This window comes from Acinetobacter sp. ANC_7553 (genome assembly GCF_056779895.1).
This window is the reverse complement of the sequence record NZ_JBWYIV010000002.1, coordinates 201,219-218,516: the sequence shown is the minus strand read 5'-3', so window position 1 is coordinate 218,516 and position 17,298 is coordinate 201,219. Positions and strand designations below refer to the sequence as shown.

Below are 17,298 nucleotides of genomic sequence, written 5' to 3'. Positions count from 1 at the left end.
AAACCGCTCATATGAGCGGTTTTTTTATTAACAGAACCTTAAACTTCCATAACAGTTTGGAGCAAAGGTTTGATTTTTAAGTTGTAGATCTTTTAATGGAAAATTTACATTGGTATTCGGCAAATGAACATTTCCAACACCAAGTTTGTCACCAAACAGACAATCAAGTGCATTACAAGATGGAGGATTTCGACTGATATAATCACTGATTGGTCCAACCACTTGTTTTAACACATCATTTGTAATATCAATACGCTTCTCAGGTGTAACATCTCCAATATTGATCGAATCATTAAATGCCATCCACCAACCTTGCTGTGCAGCAACATCAGCATTTGGCCACCAGATCTCACTATTTTGAACAGAGAGTGAGAATGGATTGTTTACAGGGATTTTATGAATTAAACCTAGATTTTGATCTACCGTAATGTTGGCTTTTAAGCCCGTAATGTTACCACTGACCTCTTTTTGCAAATTCAGCAATCCTACCCCTAGCACTTGGATATTAGCCTTGAGATCACCACCAAAATTCAACTGATTAATATTGGCAACACCTGTCAGCTGTGCAGAACTCATTCGAGTACCAGAGACCGTAGTTCCATTAATTTGAATTGGTGCCGTCGTTTCTTGTAATGCTAAATTGTAATTATTCGATTTAAAATCGAGTGTCAAAGTAGGTGCGATAATACAAATTAAACAAATTCTTGCATTCACTTTTCCATCAATAGTTTGACCAGTATCAGCATAAGTCATACTTCGAGCATTAGTATAGCCCATACCCTGAGTGGGATTAATTTTTAAATAACCACTGAGTGAGTTAATACCATTCGGTTTGTCAGAGTTTTCATCACCAAGCGTCAGTAAACCTAATACTTTTTCAGCACTGAGACGCAAACCCACAACTTCTCGAGTTGATGCAGATGTTGGATTTTTTACCGCGAACTCTAAAAATGGATTGGTTAACTTGGCTGAAGAACCCGCACGACCTTCTCTAGTGTCTGACATACCGCTCAAACTCAGATTTTCGATATCAATATCACATCCACCTGCTCCATTAATACCACCACAGCCAAGTTGTAAATGCTTAATATTTGCATTGAGTTCTATATCTGCTTCCATTCCAAGCTTATAAAAGCCAACACCTTTACCTCGCATATTGTTTGCCCCATCATTGGGATCAATATAACTCATACTTAACAAAGCTTGGCCATTTGTCGCTGATAACTCTTCATCACTCATCATTTTTAAATCATTATGAATGTTATTAGCCGTTGCATACAAAGGAATCAACACTAAGCATGATGTTGATAAAATCAATTTGATAGAACCAAGTAAACTCTTCAACATTAGAGTCTCCATATTATTTTTATTCAGGCTTAATCCATAAGCAACATCATTACTATCTATAAATTAATGAAAAAAATAAAGAGGCTTAAAACTTGCTAAATGAATTAAAATATAGAAATTAAAATAAAATTGAATATTTTCTAGAGACTTACATCACATTATTAATTTTTAAAATGTGATGTATATTCCAATTTATCCGATGAAATGCAAACTTAAAACTCAAGTATATCTATTATTTAGCAGAATTTTAAACTTCCATAACAGTTTGGGGCAAAGGATTGATTTTTTAACTGTAAGTTTACCAAATCCATATTCACTCTTGAATTTGTTAATGGAACCTCACCTAATCTAAAATTACCTGCTAAACAACTTGTTGCTAAAAAACCACATTCGATTGGATTAGCCTGTAAATAATTACTAATTAGCGGTACAACTTGTTTAATCACTGCATCTGTCACAATCACTTTTTGACTCGGAGTAACATTACCTATATCAATTGGGTCCTCGATTGAAAGCCACCAACCTGTCTGAGCAGCAACACTCGCTCCAGTCCAATGTATATCTTGTTTTTGCATCGATAGAGAAAATGGATTGCTCAAAGGTAAGCGGTGAATATATCCAAGGTTCTCTGAAACTTTAACATCTACATTTAGGTTTGAAACATTACCCGTAATGTCACCAGATAGTGGTATAGGCACAAGCCCCCAGAGTTTAGCATTTGCAGAAATTTTACCTGACAATGCAATGTTATCTATTCGAGCAACACCTGTTAAATAGACATTTGATATTCTGTTACCACTAATAGTTTGGCCATTAATTTTTAAAGAGCCGCTTCCCTCAGCTAAATTTAAAGCATAATCATTAGACGTAAAGTCTGCACTTACGAAACCTGTTGTACTCTTTGCTTTTCCGTAAACTAATTCTCCAAGATTGTTAAAATTTACACCAGAACGAGCTGCTGTTGTCGCAGTTCCAACAGCGTCCTTAATCTTCAGATAACCACTTAAACTATTGATACCATTTGGTTTTTCAGAGTTCTCACTACCAAGCGTTAATAATCCTAGTACTTTTTCTGCACTTAAACGAACACCAACCATTTCACGTGTTGAAGCTGAATCTGGGTTTTTTATAGCAAACTCTAAAAATGGATTGGTTAGTTGGGCACTTGATTGGACGCGTCCTTCACGAGTTTCTGCAACCCCTGACAAACTTAAGTTATCGATATCAATATCACAACCGTTTGCACCATTTACTCCACCGCATCCAAGTTGCAATCTTTTGATGTTAGCATTTAAATCTAATTGGGCTTCCATTCCCATTTTATAAAATCCAATATTTTGACCAGGATTCTTATTGACGGAATCTGCAGGTGAAATATAGCTTAAGCTCATGAGTGCTTTACCTTCAACATGTGAAAGTTCAGCGTCAGTCAGTTCTTGCATTGGAGCAGCATACGCTAATGTTATTGAAGTCAATCCATAGATGACAGGAATACAAAAATTTCTTGATTTCGCTAATCCTATTAAGATCATCATTGTCTCCACAATTTTTTATTTTTATGTCTTGTCTAATAAAAAGACAATGTAATATTCACTATTATATAAATTTTTTCTATCAAATTGTGATTGATCTAACATTTTTTGTATTTAAATAATTCATATTTCAAAAAAATGGTCTAGTTATGAATCACTTATATCAACTTAGCAACTTGTAAATTAATGTATTTTTATTTAAATCTTTCATTTAAATAAACAACAGATCGAAGTGATTAAATAAAATCTCAAACATAAGTAAAGATGATGAGCTTTAAGAAAGTCATCACTTAAATACCCAGACGATCTGATCGAAACTAAATAAATTCTGTTCACTCCATGAAGACAAATGTCGCCATACGTCCAGTTTTGGAATTACGGCGATGAGAATAATATGTTTGATCCTCCGTGTAGCTACATCGCTCACCTCCAAGAACCTGTTCCACCCCTAAACTTTTCAATATATGGCGAGCAATCGCATACAGATCTGCGTAATACTTACCCTCTAGATCTCCCTTTTGAAATGCTGAGCTCAATTCTGGAATCCTATCGCAGAATGTGTGCATTACTTCCACACCCACTTCAAAGCATGGCTGACTAATTGCCGCACCTAACCACGCCCATGAGGGTTGAGTGCTCATGGCATTGACTGTATTTTCAATAATACCATTTGCCAATCCTCGCCAACCTGCATGCAAATTAGCGACTTCAGTACCATCTTTATTACCGAGAACCACTGGCAAACAATCTGCCGTCATCATCATTAATGCATGATGTTTTTGTTGTGTCACTAAACCATCGCCATTTAGAGCGTGTAAGCTCATGTCATCATTTACAACATGACAAATTGTACTGTGCGTTTGGTTCATCCAAGTCAATCGATTCACCCCATAGACCGAGAAGTCATTTAACAAGTACATTCGATGCTGATGAACACGTTCTGGCTGATCATTTACATGCAACGCCAAGTTAAAACCTTCTAAGTCAGTCTGTGGTGTTTTAAGTGCGTGAGGGTGACTTAATTCTGTTTGTCCTACCACAACACCTTCGGGCAAACCTTGCACAATTTGCATGTCAACTTTCCTTTAATTTAGTAAGCCTTATTTTCCGTACGAAGAGTATCAAGTAATGCTGTGAAATCTTCAGGCCATGGTGCTTCAAACATCATTTCTTCACCTGTACGTGGATGTACTAACCCCAATTTTGATGCATGAAGTGCTTGACGTCTAAACTCTCGTAAATGAGTAGCAAGTTTTTCCGAAGCACCTGCAGGTACTTTGACACGACTGACATAAACTGGATCACCGACCAAAGGAAAACCAATATAAGTGAAATGAACACGAATCTGATGAGTACGTCCAGTTTCTAATTGTGCTTGAACACGTGTGAAATTTTGGAATCTTTCTTTCACATTATAGTGAGTCACGGCATCACGACCACCTGGTAAGATCGCCATTTTTACACGATCTACGGGATGACGTTTAATCGGTTCATCAATTTTACCGCCTGCAATAATATTGCCATAACAAATCAAATCATAAATTCGATAAACTGATTTTTTCGCCAACTGTTTACTTAAGGAAAATTGAGCTTCTAAATTTTTAGCTACAACCAAGAGACCACTAGTATCTTTATCGATACGGTGTACTAGACCAGCTCGAGATAATTCTGCTGATTTTGGAAAATGATATAAAAGTGCATTAACCAAAGTACCATTCGGGTTTCCTGCGCCAGGATGTACAACCATCCCCACTGGCTTGTTAATGACTAAGATGTCATCATCTTCATAAATAATATCTAAAGGGATATTTTCAGGTTGACTGGTGACTTGGGCTTCAAGCTCTACATTAAGCGTGAGTAGCTCATTCCCTTCACTTTTATATTTTGGTTTCACAACTTGACCATTTACCAACAAATGACCATCCTTCAACCATTGTTTCAATTTTTCACGCGAAAATTCGTTCCAAGCGAGCGCAGCAACTTGGTCTATTCGCTGACCAAGAGAACTCTCATCCACTTGAAATTGCAACGATAAACGTGTTGCAGTTGGGGCTGAAGTATGGTTATCTGCATCCTCAGAATCTTCAAGTAAATTGATGTCGATTTCTGGGAAATTAGAATTAGAAGTTTGTGCTGAAGTCATTTGCTCATTCGGACAAAAGTGGTTTAATAGTGCAATTGTAGCCTATTGCCCGTATAAACAGAGGAATTTTTATGTCGCTACCACGTTATAAAGTTACGATGCTTGCTTTATCGCTAGGCTTAGCAGCAACATTTGTGGGCTGTAGTAGTAATCCAAAGAAGGATGTTGTGGATACTGGACCTAAATCAACCGAACAATCTTATTTCGATAAAGCACAAAAAGCATTAGATCGTGGTCAATATAGCGATGCAGCACAATCATTAGAAGCAATTGAAACTTATTACCCTACAGGTCAATATACTCAACAAGCTCAACTCGATCTTTTATATGCTCGTTTTCAACAAAAAGACTATGAAGCTGTTATTGCGCTAGCAGACCGTTTTATTCGTTTAAATCCTCAACATCCTAATGTTGATTATGCTTACTATGTTCGTGGTGTGGCGAATATGGAGCAAAACTATGATGGTCTCATCCGCTATACATCACTCCAACAGGCTCATCGTGATGTCAGCTATTTAAAAGTTGCATATCAAAATTTTGTTGATTTCATTCGTCGTTTCCCAAGTAGTCAGTATGCTGTAGATGCTGCTCAGCGCATGAAATTTATTGGTCAAGAACTTGCTGAAAGTGAAATGAATGCGGCTCGCTTTAACTTAAAGCGTAAAGCTTGGCTTGCAGCAGTTGAGCGTGGACAATGGGTTGTGGAACATTTCCCTCAAACACCTCAAGTACCAGAAGCGCTTGCAACGATTGCTTACGGATACGATAAACTCGGTGACAAGGCAACATCTCAACAATACGTTGAAGTGCTAAAGCTAAACTACCCCCATCTTGTGAAGTCTAATGGTGAGGTCGATTTACGCGCAGCACGTAAAGATGGAAGTTGGTTAAATCGTGCAACCTTGGGTATTTTAGGTCGTGAGGCACGCAGCCAAACAACGGCAGAAGTATCAGCAGAGCAATCTGACAACACCAATACACAACCCGGTTTATTGAATCGCTTAAGCTTTGGCTTGCTTGGTAATAAAGATCACAATGTGGAAAGTGCGCCAGCAAATGAAAGTATGTACGACCCACAGCGTCAATAATCCATTCTTATGAATCAAAAAAGGTGGGATTACCCACCTTTTTTATTGCATGGATTTATTTATCGTCTTAAGTGTTTAGGATAGACTTAATTCAATCACTTTATTCCTCATTCTTTTGGCTTTTTAATTATGGCAATTCCACAACATACGATTGATCAAATTTTAGATCGAACTGACATCGTCGATCTTATTGGCCAACGTGTGAAATTAAAAAAGTCAGGTCGTACCTATTCAGGCTGTTGTCCTTTTCATCAAGAGAAAACACCTTCTTTTCACGTCTACCGTGATAAGCAATATTTCCACTGTTTCGGTTGCCAAGCCAATGGAAATGCAATTCGCTTTATGATGGATATTGATAATCGCAATTTCATCGAGGTGATTAAAGACCTGGCAAGCCAAACCGGTATCGAATTACCTAAAGACAATCAAGACAATAAAAAACTCTCATACAAGAGAGAACCTATTAAACCTAACCAAGAAAAGCAACCGCAGGCACCCATTGAAGCAGATGCAGCAGAAATCATTTCTCAGCCTACTTCAACTTTTGATGTAGATCCTTTTGAAGCATTTCAAAACTATGAATTCGATGAGTATCAATTTAATACAGATGACTTGAATTCAGTTGAGGTCGCACCTGAAGGTAATTTATACGATCTTCTTGAAAATGTTGCTTTATTTTATGAAAAACAACTTCCAAATAGCCAAATTGCGCAACAGTATTTTCAGCGACGCGGACTAAGTGATACCACGATTAAGTATTGGCGATTAGGTTATGCCCCAGAAGATTGGCAACATCTTGAAAAAGCATTTCCGCAAGATATTGAAGGATTAAAACTACTCGGTTTGATCAGAACCAGTGATTCTGGTCGTGATTTTGATCTACTACGAGAACGTGTCATTTTTCCTATACGTGATGCAAAAGGTCGCGTTGTCGGATTTGGTGGACGAGCATTGAATGACGAGATCAAACCCAAATATATCAACTCGCCAGACTCTGAAGTTTTCCATAAAAACCAACTACTCTATGGCTTATATGAAGGTCGTAAGCTCAAAGCCAATCATTGGTTAATGGTTGAAGGTTACATGGATGTCATCGCATTACAGCAAGCTGGCATTCCTGGCGCAGTTGCCACCTTGGGGACGGCGAGCAATGCTGATCACTTGAATCTATTATTTAAACAAAATAATCAGTTAACTATTGCTTTTGATGGTGATTCGGCTGGTCAAAAAGCAGCTCGACGCACTTTAGAAATTGCACTTCCCCTCTTAAATGATGGTCGTGAACTGAAATTTTTTATTCTACCTGCGGAGCATGATCCTGACTCATTAGTTCGTAAGGACGGTGTTGAAACTTTCAATCGACTTTGGCAACAATCACCACTCTTATCAGAGTTTGCTTTTTCTCTTCTCAGTCAACAATATCAAATTAATACACCTGAAGGTAAAAGTCAGGTCATGGCTGAGCTAAATCAACTCACCAATCTGATGCCTAAGCAAGGTTCGTATCGCTATTTGATTCGTCAATATTTCAAAGAGAAATTAGGATTCAATAAAAAGTGGCAGCCTCAAGTGAGTCTTGACGCTTCATTATCATTTAATATTCGCACACGAGATGAAGATTTCGCAGTGGCAATGTTATTGTACCATCCTTTTCTTTATATTCATTTTGAAGTATTACGCGCAGTGATTCCTGAAGATGAATTGCTTGCAAAAGTATTAAAAATCTTTAATGTCATTTTTGATGATCTGCCAGATGACCAAGAGTTGGCGAGTTATTATATTTTGGGTGCATGTAGCCCATTTCATCATGAACTCTCTGAGATTTTAAAACGTACCAATATTCAAACACTCACTGAAGCCCCTGAAATGGCTGATAAACTTGCCTCAGAATACTCGCTTTCACTTCAAGAAAAATATCTGAGAATCAAATTTAAAGCAGCAAAATCATTAAATGAGTCTAAAAACTTAAGACAACAACTGAATGAGCTAACCAAAAAAATTGGACTACGCTTACTACATGAATAAATAAAAGCGGTCAGTGACCGCTTTTATTTTTTTAGTTTTCGCTGAGCACTAAAAATATCTTCTAAATGTTCTTTAATCGTTTCATAGACATCAGGATTTTCATCTTTAGCGACTTCTCTGAGTAAGATAGATGTAGGATGTAATAGCTTTTGCGTCAAACGATGCGCCATTTCCTGCATGACAATGGCTGCATCATCGCCAGAGGCTAAACGATCTAATGCATGGTTTAATTCAAATGCTTTAACTTTATCTCCATGAGCACGATACTCACTAATTGTCGCTCCAGCTTGTGAAACTTTCTGCTGAGTCACCAATTGTGTTGCTAGTTGATTGACCATCACTTCGGCTTCAACAGCGGCTTGGCGTCGCTGCGCTAAGTTTTCATCAATAACACCTTGAAGATCGTCCACCCCATAAAGGTAAACACCATCCAAAGTTTCAACCTTAGATTCAATATCGCGAGGAACAGCCAAATCCACCATCAACATTTGACGGTAACGACGTTTTTTGAGTGCTGACTTAACATCTTGATAGGAAATGACCTGATGTAAACTTCCTGTACAACTTGAAATCACATCAGCGCGATGTAAATTTTGAGCTAAATCAACAAAAGGAATAATTTCTACCGCAACACGATGTGATATTTCTTGCGCCAAAATTTCCGCCCGTTCCTGACCACGGTTACAAATTAAAATTTTAGCAACGCCCATTTCAGCTAAGTGCTTTGCAACCAAGCTATTCATTTCACCTGCTGCAACCACCATAACGGTTAATTGTTCAGGCTTACTAAAAACTTGTAGTGCTAACTGTGCTACCGCATAACCCATAGATACAGCATGACTACCGACCGCTGTTTCTGAACGCACTTTCTTAGCAGCATAAAATGCATATTCGAAAATACGATTTAAATTTTGTGAAACAACTTCAGACTCTTTTGCTAAATTAAGTGCAGACTTAACTTGCCCCATAATCTGAGGCTCACCAAGCATAAGTGAGTCTAATCCTGATGCCACACGCATCAAATGTGTCACAGCATCCGTATTTTCATAACGGTAAATATGATTTTGTAATTGTTTTACATCAATGCCATTTTTTTGAGCGAGCCAATCTAATACCATCTCCGCATTATCGGCGATGGCGTAGACTTCAGTACGATTACAGGTTGACACCACAACCATATCGTTCAGGTAATCATGGTGACTTTGTTCAGTCAACAATAGTTTTAACTTTTCAGGGTTAAAAGCAACTTGCTCTCGTAATTCAACTGAGGCTGTTTGATGGTTGACACCCAATACAAAGAAAGACATATCAGATCATCAATTCGCTAAATTTATGCTATTGTGCAATAACGGTGTCATAAAAAGCAGTACTTGGATAAAAAAATTGCGTCAAACAATGAGCCGCACAACCGGCATAACAATTCGACAGTATTCTACCACACTCTTGTTAGTGAGTAGCATGACTTACAGTGCTCATATTAGAGCATCTGGAGAATTTTACCATGCCAATTTAAATCATAAAGTTTTACAACAGGCGATGGTTGCAGAATTTGCTTTAGCTGCACATGACACACCGACTGCTTTACACAACTATACCGTACTTGCAATCCAAACCAGTTCAACAGCTTTAAAACAACGTGCACTTAACGTCGCACTCGAACAAAACGACTTACAAGCCGCTTTAGATATTGCAACCCATTGGGTCGTGCAAGAACCCAAAGATGTACCTGCAAAATTCTATCTTGCGCATATCGCATTAAAGTCACACGAATATGAACTTGCTGCTGATGTGCTCGATGATATTTTAAATTTAGATCCTGAATCAGATTTAGAACAAATTCTTGAAGGCATTTCTCCAGAATCCCCTGAGGATCGAGCATATTTATTAAACACTTTGCATAATAGTAAAACGCGTAACAATCCTTCAATTCTCGTTTTGATTGCGAGTTTACAAGCACAAAATAATGAAATCGAAAATGCCTTAATTACTTTAAATAAAGCGTTAAAAAAACGCCCCAAATCAACAGGATTTATCTTACTGAAAGCCAACTTACTCATGGCTTTAGGCGACGAAGAAGAGACGCTAAAATGGTTTGAGAAAAGTGCACGTAAAAATCGTAATAATTTAGAGCTCAGTCTGGCTGAAATCCGCTACTTAATTAAACTGAATAAAAATGAACAGGCTTTAAGCAAATTAAAACGCATTATCAAAAAATGGCCTGATTCGGAAGAAGCTCTTTTTATCGCTGGTCTAACCTCAATTGATCTCAAAGAATATGAGCTTGCTGAACAGTATTTGGTCGAACTACGTGCATCTGGACAGTATCAAAATGATGCTTATTTTTATTTGGCATTAAATGCTGAACGAAAACAACATTTTGAAACAGCTAAAGCTTATTATCGACTTGTAGATGGTAATTTATATATGGTTTCTAGACGAAATCTAATTTCAATCTATGACAAACAAAATCGCTTAAGTGATGCGCTGCGCTTTCTGACTCAGGAACGGGTGAATTACCCCCAATATGCGAGTTTCTTATATCAAGCACAAGCTGAAATACTCAAAAAAATGGGCAATAACAAAGCTGCTTTGGGCTTACTCAAAGAAGCTGCTAAAAACTTAACTGATGACCCTGAAATTTTATATTCTCAAGTCTTATTACTTGATCCATTTACGGATCGCGATCAATTAGATGAATTACTTAAAAAATTACTCACGATTGAACCGAATAGCCCAACATATCTAAATGCGTATGCATATACTCTGGCGTTGCAAAATCGTCGTTTAGATGAGGCGAGACAATATGCCGAACAAGCTTTAGACAATGCCCCAGAACAAGCATCTATCTTAGATACCTTAGGCTATATCTGCTTTCTTCAAAACGATTTTGACACTTCCACCCGTGTACTTGCGAAAGCATATCAACTCAGCCAAAGTCCAAATATCGGCATTCGATATGCTAAATCGCTTTACATGCTGGGTTCACTGGAAGAATTTAGCCAAGTGTTACATCAACTCCATCAAAATCATCCAAATCATCCTCAATTGGATCAACTCGATAGTTTATTGTTGCCACAAAATATCAAAAAGAGTTAATACTGTATGATCTTAAATTTAAAATCCTTATTGCTGATTGCCACAAGTAGTGCGCTTCTTGGGTTAGCTGGCTGTCAATCAATTCAAACTCAACCATCACTGCCAACAACGCAAAACCTTGAACAATCAAATCAATTTAATCTTCAGGGTAAAATTGGCGTTAAGACCCCCAAGCAATCAGGCAGTGCTTTTTTTACTTGGCAACAGCAAGATGAACAGTTTGATATCGAGTTAAGCGGAATTCTTGGAGTCGGTAAAACTCAAATCTCAGGTCAACCTGGTCAAGTGACACTGAACAGTGCCAAAACTGGTGAAATTACAGCCAACTCACCTGAAGAGTTATTGTTTCGTGCAACAGGTTGGGAAGCACCAATTACTTATTTAGTCGATTGGGTACAAGCTAAGCAAGCAACAGAAGAAGCTGAAATTCAAAAAGACGAATCGATGCGAATCAGTGAAATTAAAGAACAAGGTTGGCATATTCAATTATCTTACAACGGTCAATCTACACAACCAAACCGTTTGATTTTGAAGCAACAACTTGAAGATGGAACTGAAAATCGTATTACAATGGTGATTCAAAATCGTTAAGTTTGATTATTTATGATTCGTGTACCCTCCCCTGCAAAACTGAATTTGTTTTTACACATTACGGGGCGCCGTGAAAATGGTTACCATGAATTGCAAACCATTTTTCAGTTGATAGATCTTTGTGATTGGATGGAATTTACACCAAGCTCTAATCAATCTATCTCCATTGCAGGCTTATCAGAAGTAAGTCTTGAGCAAAATTTGATTTATCGTGCAATTATGATGCTGAAACCTTATGCCAAAAGTGAAAATTTAGGCATCCATGTCAACATCGAAAAAAATATACCGATGGGTGCAGGACTTGGTGGTGGTTCTTCAAATGCGGCTACCGCATTATTAATCATGAATCAAATTTGGCAATGTGGCTTAAATCGTGATCAATTAGCAGAAATTGGTGTACAACTGGGTGCTGATGTTCCCATCTTTATCCATGGTCGTAATGCATGGGCAGAAGGTATTGGTGAACACTTAACATTCATAGACTTAGATCAAAAACAATACATTGTGTTAAAACCTGACTGTTTTATCAGCACTCAACTGCTTTTTTCACAAAAATCGTTGACAAGAGACACGAAGACCTCTAAATTTTGCGCCTATCAGATAAAGCCATCTGATTTCAGAAATAACTTTGAACCTCTGGCAAGAAGTCTATATGCTGAAGTCGATGAAGCAATGCAATATTTAGATCAGTTCGGTGTTGCAAAACTTACAGGTACAGGTGCTTGTGTTTTTACTGAAGTAACGACTGAAATGAACATTGATGACATTCTTGCTCATTCACCTTGTAAAGCTTACTTAGTGAATAGTTTAGAACAATCACCATTGAATCAAATCATCGTTTAAATGATAGGGGCGTCGCCAAGTGGTAAGGCAGCGGGTTTTGATCTCGCCATCCGTTGGTTCGAATCCAGCCGCCCCTGCCATCTCATTCTATACATTTCAACCGCCAAGGGTGCTTCATGCCCAATCTTGTCGTTTTTAGTGGAACTGCGCATCCACAATTCGCCCAAAAAGTCGTTAGCCACTTGCATATCCCTCTAGGTGCTGCATCTGTAGGTCAATTCTCTGATGGTGAAATCGCTGTCGAAATCACTGAGAATGTCCGTGGTAAAGACGTATTCATCGTTCAGCCTACTTGTGCTCCAACTAATGATAACCTTATGGAAATCTTAGTGATGGCAGATGCATTGCGTCGTGCAAGTGCTGGTCGTATCACTGCTGTGATTCCTTATTTCGGTTATGCTCGCCAAGACCGTCGTCCTCGTTCTTCACGTGTTCCAATTACCGCAAAAGTAGTAGCAGATATGCTAACAACTGTAGGTATTGACCGTGTTGTGATGATCGATCTTCATGCTGACCAAATTCAAGGTTTCTTCGACATCCCTGTAGACAACATTTACGGTACGCCAGCGCTTTTAGCTGACTTACGTCAACAGTCTCATGACAACCTTATGGTTGTTTCGCCAGACGTTGGTGGTGTTGTTCGTGCTCGTGCTGTTGCGAAACAAATGGGCGATATCGATTTAGCTATCATCGACAAACGTCGTCAAAAAGCAAATGAATCACAAGTGATGCATTTGATTGGTGATGTTAAAGATCGCGACTGCGTGATCGTTGATGACATGGTTGATACAGCTGGTACTTTATGTAAAGCCGCTGATGCATTGAAGACTTTTGGTGCGCGTCGTGTCGTAGCATATGCTACTCACCCTGTTTTATCTGGTAAAGCGATCGAGAATTTGAAAAACTCTGTTATCGACGAACTTGTTGTGACAGATACAATTCCGCTTTCAGAAGAAGCTTTAGCTCTTGGTAAGATTCGCCAAGTTTCAGTTGCGAGTATGGTTGCTGAAACAATTCGTCGTATTAACAACGAAGAATCTATTAGCGCAATGTTTGATTCTTATCTATAATAGAGCGCTAAAATTTTAAAGCCCTGCCTTTTGGTAGGGCTTTCTATCACTAGATCGGTCGCAGATCTAGTTCACTTAACTTAAATAGGATGTCTCTCATGGCAAACTTCGTATTAAATGCAGTAGCACGTGAAGAAGCAGTACAAGGGAAAGGTGCGAGCCGCCGCCTTCGTCTTCAATCTAAAGTTCCTGCTATCATCTATGGTGGTGATGCTGCACCTGTAGCAATTACACTTGAGCTTCGTCAGCTTGTTAAATTCTTAGAAGACAACGCTTTCTTTGAAGAAGTAATCGAAATTGATGTTGATGGTAAAGTTGAAAGCGTTAAAATCCAAGCTTTACAACGTCACCCAGCTAAAAACACTCCAATGCACGCTGACTTCAAACGCGCATAAGTGTTGATGGTGTAAATTAGTGTCTCATATTTCACTGATTGTTGGTTTGGGCAACCCTGGTAAAGAGTATGCTCAAACCCGCCATAATGCAGGCTTCTGGTATGTAGAACGTCTTGCAGAACAATATGGCATAACACTTAAAAATGACCCTAAATTTAATGGATTAAGTGGTCGTGGTAATGTGGAAGGACAAGACGTTCGACTTTTATTACCTTCAACCTTTATGAACCGTTCTGGTCAAAGTGTTGTACCCTTCGCAAAATTCTACCAAATCTCTCCAGAAGCAATGCTTATTGCTCACGATGAACTTGATATGGACCCAGGCATTATTCGCCTTAAAACGGGTGGTGGTCATGGTGGTCATAACGGTTTACGTGACATTGTTCCTCATACAGGTCCCAACTTCCATCGTTTACGTATTGGAATTGGACACCCTGGATCAAAAGACCGTGTATCAGGTCATGTTCTAGGTAAAGCACCCTCAAGTGAACAAACGCTCATTGATGATGCAATTCATCATGCACTAAGTCGTACAAAATTATTAGTGAATGGTGAAATTCAGCAGGCAATGAATCAAATAAATGCCTACAAACCGTAGTTGATAAATTTAATTTTTGTTCAACAATTTTTCTTGCCACGATGAAAATTTGAGGGCAAAATGCGCTTTCAAATGCTTCACCCAAATTAAAAAACTGTTGTTTCTAGATAATAAAACAATCTTAGAACAACTCAGGAGACGCTTCCCATGCTATCTCGTTTATTAAAAGCTAAAATCCACCGTGCAGTTGTAACACAAGCTGAACTTCATTATGAAGGTTCATGTGCAATTGATGGTGTATTACTAGATTTAGCTGGTATTCGTGAATATGAAGAAATTCATATTTGGAATGTAACTAATGGCAAGCGTTTTACAACTTACGCAATCCGTGGTGAAGAAAACTCAGGCATTATTTCTGTAAATGGTGGTGCTGCTCACCAAGCAGATTTAGGTGACATTATTATTATCGCGACTTTCGGTGATTTTACTGTTGCAGAAGCTGATGCACATAAACCACGTTTGGTTTATGCAAATCCAGATAACACTGTGAATCACACAGCAAATTGTATTCCTGTCCAAGTTGCTTAATGATTGACTAAAACTCGCTTACTTGAGCGAGTTTTTTTTATAACAAATTATCATAGAATTACTCTTCATCCACCAACTGCAAGCTCTGGCTAATCCCATCTGCTCTTAACCAAGCTAATTCATAACTGGCATTCGCCAAAGCTAGAACCCGACGTTCAAACTCAGTCCAGATCGGTTTAACATGTGGAGCTGAAATACCTAAACCACTCTGCTCTGCTAAATACTTGTTTTTTTCACAAATTTTAAGCGCATGATATAATTTTCGGCCTTTTGAAGCATTCTCCAATACTCGGATTCTTTTTGATTCAATGAATTTTTCCACCTCAGAAAGTTGAGCATGAGGAAGCATTGGAACCAAAATTTGATCCAGTTGTTGATCTAAACGTTTCCAAATACTCAGTCGTTGTTCCTCATTATAAGTATTCCATTGAATCACTTCATGATTAAAACGTCGACAACCACGACATACCGCATCACCAAACACTGTTGAACAACGTCCCGCACATGGTGTTAATGAAGGGATTCGACGCGCTGTATTCAAAACATTTTCCTCATATAAAACCATAAATTTTCTATGGCTTTCTCGCATATTTTCAAAAATCGCGTTAGAATACGCGCCTGATTTTATCCCTATATTAATACATTTGGAGTACTCCATGAACGCTACTGTAGAACAGCTTGCACCTGTAGAACAGCAAGCGACCACTGGTTGGGTTGTTGCGGCACTTTATCAATTTAAAGAAGTTGTAGATTCTCTAGCACTTCAACAAAAATTACTTGAGTTGGTAAAAACCATCAACCTATGCGGTACTCTTATTGTTGCCCATGAAGGGATTAACGGAACAGTTGCAGGTGACCGCCATGCAATTGATGTCATTCATCAATTCCTTTTAAATGAAGGATTTAATGACATGGAATATAAAGAGTCACACAGTGACGAAAAACCATTCCGTAAAATGAAAATCAAACATAAAAAAGAAATCGTGACTTTAGGTGTTCCAGTGAAGCCACGCGACTTAGTTGGTCACTATCTAGACCCTAAAGAATGGAACGAACTCATTGCACGTGATGACGTGATCTTAGTCGATACAAGAAATGATTACGAATACAAAGCAGGCACATTCAAAGGGGCAATTGATCCGAAAACTGAAACGTTCCGCGAATTCCCTGAATATGTAAAAAACAATCTTGAACAGCATAAAGATAAAAAGATTGCCATGTTTTGTACAGGTGGAATTCGTTGTGAAAAATCAACTTCACTACTTCTTCAAGAAGGCTTTAAAGAGGTATATCACCTCAAAGGTGGTATTCTTAAATATTTAGAAGAAACCCCTCCTGAAGAAAGTTTATGGGAAGGTGAATGCTTTGTTTTTGATGGTCGTACTGCGGTTACACACGGAGTGGAAGAAGGTCAAAATGTGAAGTGCCATGCTTGTGGTTGGCCATTAACCCCTGAAGAAGTAGCATTACCAAGTTACGAACATGGCGTATCATGTGTTTATTGTATCGATAAAACAACAGAAAAGCAGAAAGAAGGTTTCCGTATGCGCCAGTCTCAGATTATTGCTGCAAAACGTAAACGCCTCTAAATAAAAAATATTTTATTTAACTTACAAAAGCGTTGTCTACATTACAGTGTAGATGACGCTTTTTACATTGAACAAACAAAATTTCAATTCTGATATATCACCATTACAAAGTTATTTTATAACAACACAAAACACATGAAGTCATTCAGATAAATTTAATACGAAGGAAATAAATTTAGCTCAAGGATGAAAGTCATGAATCGAGTGCCATTCAAATATCTTCCTGTTCAACGAAATTTTGCTCACCATAATCATTTAGATCGTGTATCAGCTGTACCGACACATTTAAAATTTATATATATCGATTCACTTAATTCTGATGTTAAATTGCATATACGTAACCAATCCCATTATTTTATCGTAACGTTAGGTGCTTGTATCGGCGCAATTATTGCTTTGGCAATCGGTTTTCAGATGAGAAACTCAATGAGTCTTATCTTCATCATTAGCATA

The 17,298-nt window shown here is 38.1% G+C and carries 16 protein-coding genes and 1 tRNA gene; 11 read left to right on the top strand and 6 right to left on the bottom strand.

Annotated elements, in window-relative coordinates; translation table 11 throughout:
- Window positions 1-27: 27 nt before the first annotated feature.
- From AC1M9I_RS02710 to rluD, 4 genes are all read right to left on the bottom strand, one after another.
- Window positions 28-1,323 (bottom strand): hypothetical protein, encoded by a 1,296-nt coding sequence (locus AC1M9I_RS02710; protein WP_481594463.1) that lies wholly within the window; start codon window positions 1,321-1,323, stop codon window positions 28-30.
- Window positions 1,324-1,583: 260 nt separating this feature from the next.
- Entirely contained in the window at window positions 1,584-2,879 is a 1,296-nt protein-coding gene (locus AC1M9I_RS02705) for a hypothetical protein (protein ID WP_481594378.1), read from the bottom strand.
- A 332-nt stretch (window positions 2,880-3,211) separates the two neighbouring features.
- Window positions 3,212-3,952 carry a peptidoglycan editing factor PgeF gene (gene pgeF, locus AC1M9I_RS02700; protein WP_481594379.1) on the bottom strand — a complete coding sequence of 247 codons (741 nt, stop codon included), beginning with the start codon at window positions 3,950-3,952 and terminating at the stop codon, window positions 3,212-3,214.
- Window positions 3,953-3,969: 17 nt separating this feature from the next.
- Complete coding sequence (gene rluD, locus AC1M9I_RS02695; protein WP_481610645.1) at window positions 3,970-5,022, bottom strand: 23S rRNA pseudouridine(1911/1915/1917) synthase RluD; 1,053 nt, start codon at window positions 5,020-5,022, stop codon at window positions 3,970-3,972.
- Window positions 5,023-5,093: 71 nt separating this feature from the next.
- Here rluD and AC1M9I_RS02690 point away from each other — a divergent pair, with 71 nt between their 5' ends.
- Both AC1M9I_RS02690 and AC1M9I_RS02685 read left to right on the top strand, forming a co-directional pair.
- The gene (locus tag AC1M9I_RS02690; protein WP_179997751.1) at window positions 5,094-6,110 is read left to right on the top strand and encodes an outer membrane protein assembly factor BamD; all 1,017 of its coding nucleotides are present in this window, start codon (window positions 5,094-5,096) and stop codon (window positions 6,108-6,110) included.
- 129 nt (window positions 6,111-6,239) lie between these two features.
- A complete protein-coding gene (locus tag AC1M9I_RS02685; protein ID WP_481610644.1) occupies window positions 6,240-8,135 on the top strand; it encodes a DNA primase in 1,896 nt (631 codons plus the stop codon).
- Window positions 8,136-8,158: 23 nt separating this feature from the next.
- Here the strand turns inward: AC1M9I_RS02685 and hemA are convergent, their stop codons facing one another.
- Window positions 8,159-9,442 (bottom strand): glutamyl-tRNA reductase, encoded by a 1,284-nt coding sequence (gene hemA / locus AC1M9I_RS02680; RefSeq protein WP_481610643.1) that lies wholly within the window; start codon window positions 9,440-9,442, stop codon window positions 8,159-8,161.
- A 76-nt stretch (window positions 9,443-9,518) separates the two neighbouring features.
- Between hemA and AC1M9I_RS02675 the strand changes: the two genes are divergently transcribed.
- The 8 genes from AC1M9I_RS02675 to panD all read left to right on the top strand — a co-directional run bounded on the left by AC1M9I_RS02675 (window position 9,519) and on the right by panD (window position 15,256).
- On the top strand, window positions 9,519-11,231 hold the full coding sequence (locus tag AC1M9I_RS02675) for a tetratricopeptide repeat protein (protein ID WP_481610642.1): 1,713 nt from the start codon (window positions 9,519-9,521) through the stop codon (window positions 11,229-11,231).
- A 6-nt stretch (window positions 11,232-11,237) separates the two neighbouring features.
- A complete protein-coding gene (gene lolB, locus AC1M9I_RS02670) occupies window positions 11,238-11,822 on the top strand; it encodes a lipoprotein insertase outer membrane protein LolB (protein ID WP_481610641.1) in 585 nt (194 codons plus the stop codon).
- A 12-nt stretch (window positions 11,823-11,834) separates the two neighbouring features.
- The gene (gene ispE / locus AC1M9I_RS02665) at window positions 11,835-12,665 is read left to right on the top strand and encodes a 4-(cytidine 5'-diphospho)-2-C-methyl-D-erythritol kinase (protein ID WP_481593088.1); all 831 of its coding nucleotides are present in this window, start codon (window positions 11,835-11,837) and stop codon (window positions 12,663-12,665) included.
- A 5-nt stretch (window positions 12,666-12,670) separates the two neighbouring features.
- Window positions 12,671-12,745, top strand: a tRNA-Gln gene (locus AC1M9I_RS02660).
- Window positions 12,746-12,781: 36 nt separating this feature from the next.
- Window positions 12,782-13,735 (top strand): ribose-phosphate pyrophosphokinase, encoded by a 954-nt coding sequence (locus AC1M9I_RS02655; RefSeq protein WP_035269283.1) that lies wholly within the window; start codon window positions 12,782-12,784, stop codon window positions 13,733-13,735.
- Window positions 13,736-13,833: 98 nt separating this feature from the next.
- Window positions 13,834-14,130, top strand: a complete 297-nt coding sequence (rplY, locus tag AC1M9I_RS02650) for a 50S ribosomal protein L25 (protein ID WP_179997745.1) — start codon at window positions 13,834-13,836, stop codon at window positions 14,128-14,130.
- 19 nt (window positions 14,131-14,149) lie between these two features.
- Entirely contained in the window at window positions 14,150-14,728 is a 579-nt protein-coding gene (gene pth, locus AC1M9I_RS02645; RefSeq protein ID WP_035269278.1) for an aminoacyl-tRNA hydrolase, read from the top strand.
- 147 nt (window positions 14,729-14,875) lie between these two features.
- Window positions 14,876-15,256 (top strand): aspartate 1-decarboxylase, encoded by a 381-nt coding sequence (gene panD, locus AC1M9I_RS02640; protein WP_035269276.1) that lies wholly within the window; start codon window positions 14,876-14,878, stop codon window positions 15,254-15,256.
- Window positions 15,257-15,314: 58 nt separating this feature from the next.
- Here panD and AC1M9I_RS02635 read toward each other — a convergent pair whose 3' ends face one another.
- On the bottom strand, window positions 15,315-15,821 hold the full coding sequence (locus AC1M9I_RS02635) for a DUF1289 domain-containing protein (protein WP_481610640.1): 507 nt from the start codon (window positions 15,819-15,821) through the stop codon (window positions 15,315-15,317).
- 91 nt (window positions 15,822-15,912) lie between these two features.
- On the opposite strand from AC1M9I_RS02635, the gene trhO reads away from it, so the two are divergent.
- Window positions 15,913-16,845: an oxygen-dependent tRNA uridine(34) hydroxylase TrhO gene (gene trhO, locus AC1M9I_RS02630; protein ID WP_481594384.1), complete on the top strand. Its 933-nt coding sequence runs from the start codon at window positions 15,913-15,915 to the stop codon at window positions 16,843-16,845.
- The last annotated feature ends 453 nt before the right edge of the window (window positions 16,846-17,298 follow it).

Coding starts and splice junctions, on each gene's coding strand:
- AC1M9I_RS02705 (WP_481594378.1), bottom strand. CDS start 2,879: ATGATCTTAATAGGATTAGCGAAATCAAGAAATTTTTGTATTCCTGTC.
- hemA (WP_481610643.1), bottom strand. CDS start 9,442: ATGTCTTTCTTTGTATTGGGTGTCAACCATCAAACAGCCTCAGTTGAA.
- ispE (WP_481593088.1), top strand. CDS start 11,835: ATGATTCGTGTACCCTCCCCTGCAAAACTGAATTTGTTTTTACACATT.
- AC1M9I_RS02635 (WP_481610640.1), bottom strand. CDS start 15,821: ATGGTTTTATATGAGGAAAATGTTTTGAATACAGCGCGTCGAATCCCT.
- rplY (WP_179997745.1), top strand. CDS start 13,834: ATGGCAAACTTCGTATTAAATGCAGTAGCACGTGAAGAAGCAGTACAA.
- AC1M9I_RS02655 (WP_035269283.1), top strand. CDS start 12,782: ATGCCCAATCTTGTCGTTTTTAGTGGAACTGCGCATCCACAATTCGCC.
- rluD (WP_481610645.1), bottom strand. CDS start 5,022: ATGACTTCAGCACAAACTTCTAATTCTAATTTCCCAGAAATCGACATC.
- lolB (WP_481610641.1), top strand. CDS start 11,238: ATGATCTTAAATTTAAAATCCTTATTGCTGATTGCCACAAGTAGTGCG.
- panD (WP_035269276.1), top strand. CDS start 14,876: ATGCTATCTCGTTTATTAAAAGCTAAAATCCACCGTGCAGTTGTAACA.
- pgeF (WP_481594379.1), bottom strand. CDS start 3,952: ATGCAAATTGTGCAAGGTTTGCCCGAAGGTGTTGTGGTAGGACAAACA.
- trhO (WP_481594384.1), top strand. CDS start 15,913: ATGAACGCTACTGTAGAACAGCTTGCACCTGTAGAACAGCAAGCGACC.
- AC1M9I_RS02685 (WP_481610644.1), top strand. CDS start 6,240: ATGGCAATTCCACAACATACGATTGATCAAATTTTAGATCGAACTGAC.
- AC1M9I_RS02690 (WP_179997751.1), top strand. CDS start 5,094: ATGTCGCTACCACGTTATAAAGTTACGATGCTTGCTTTATCGCTAGGC.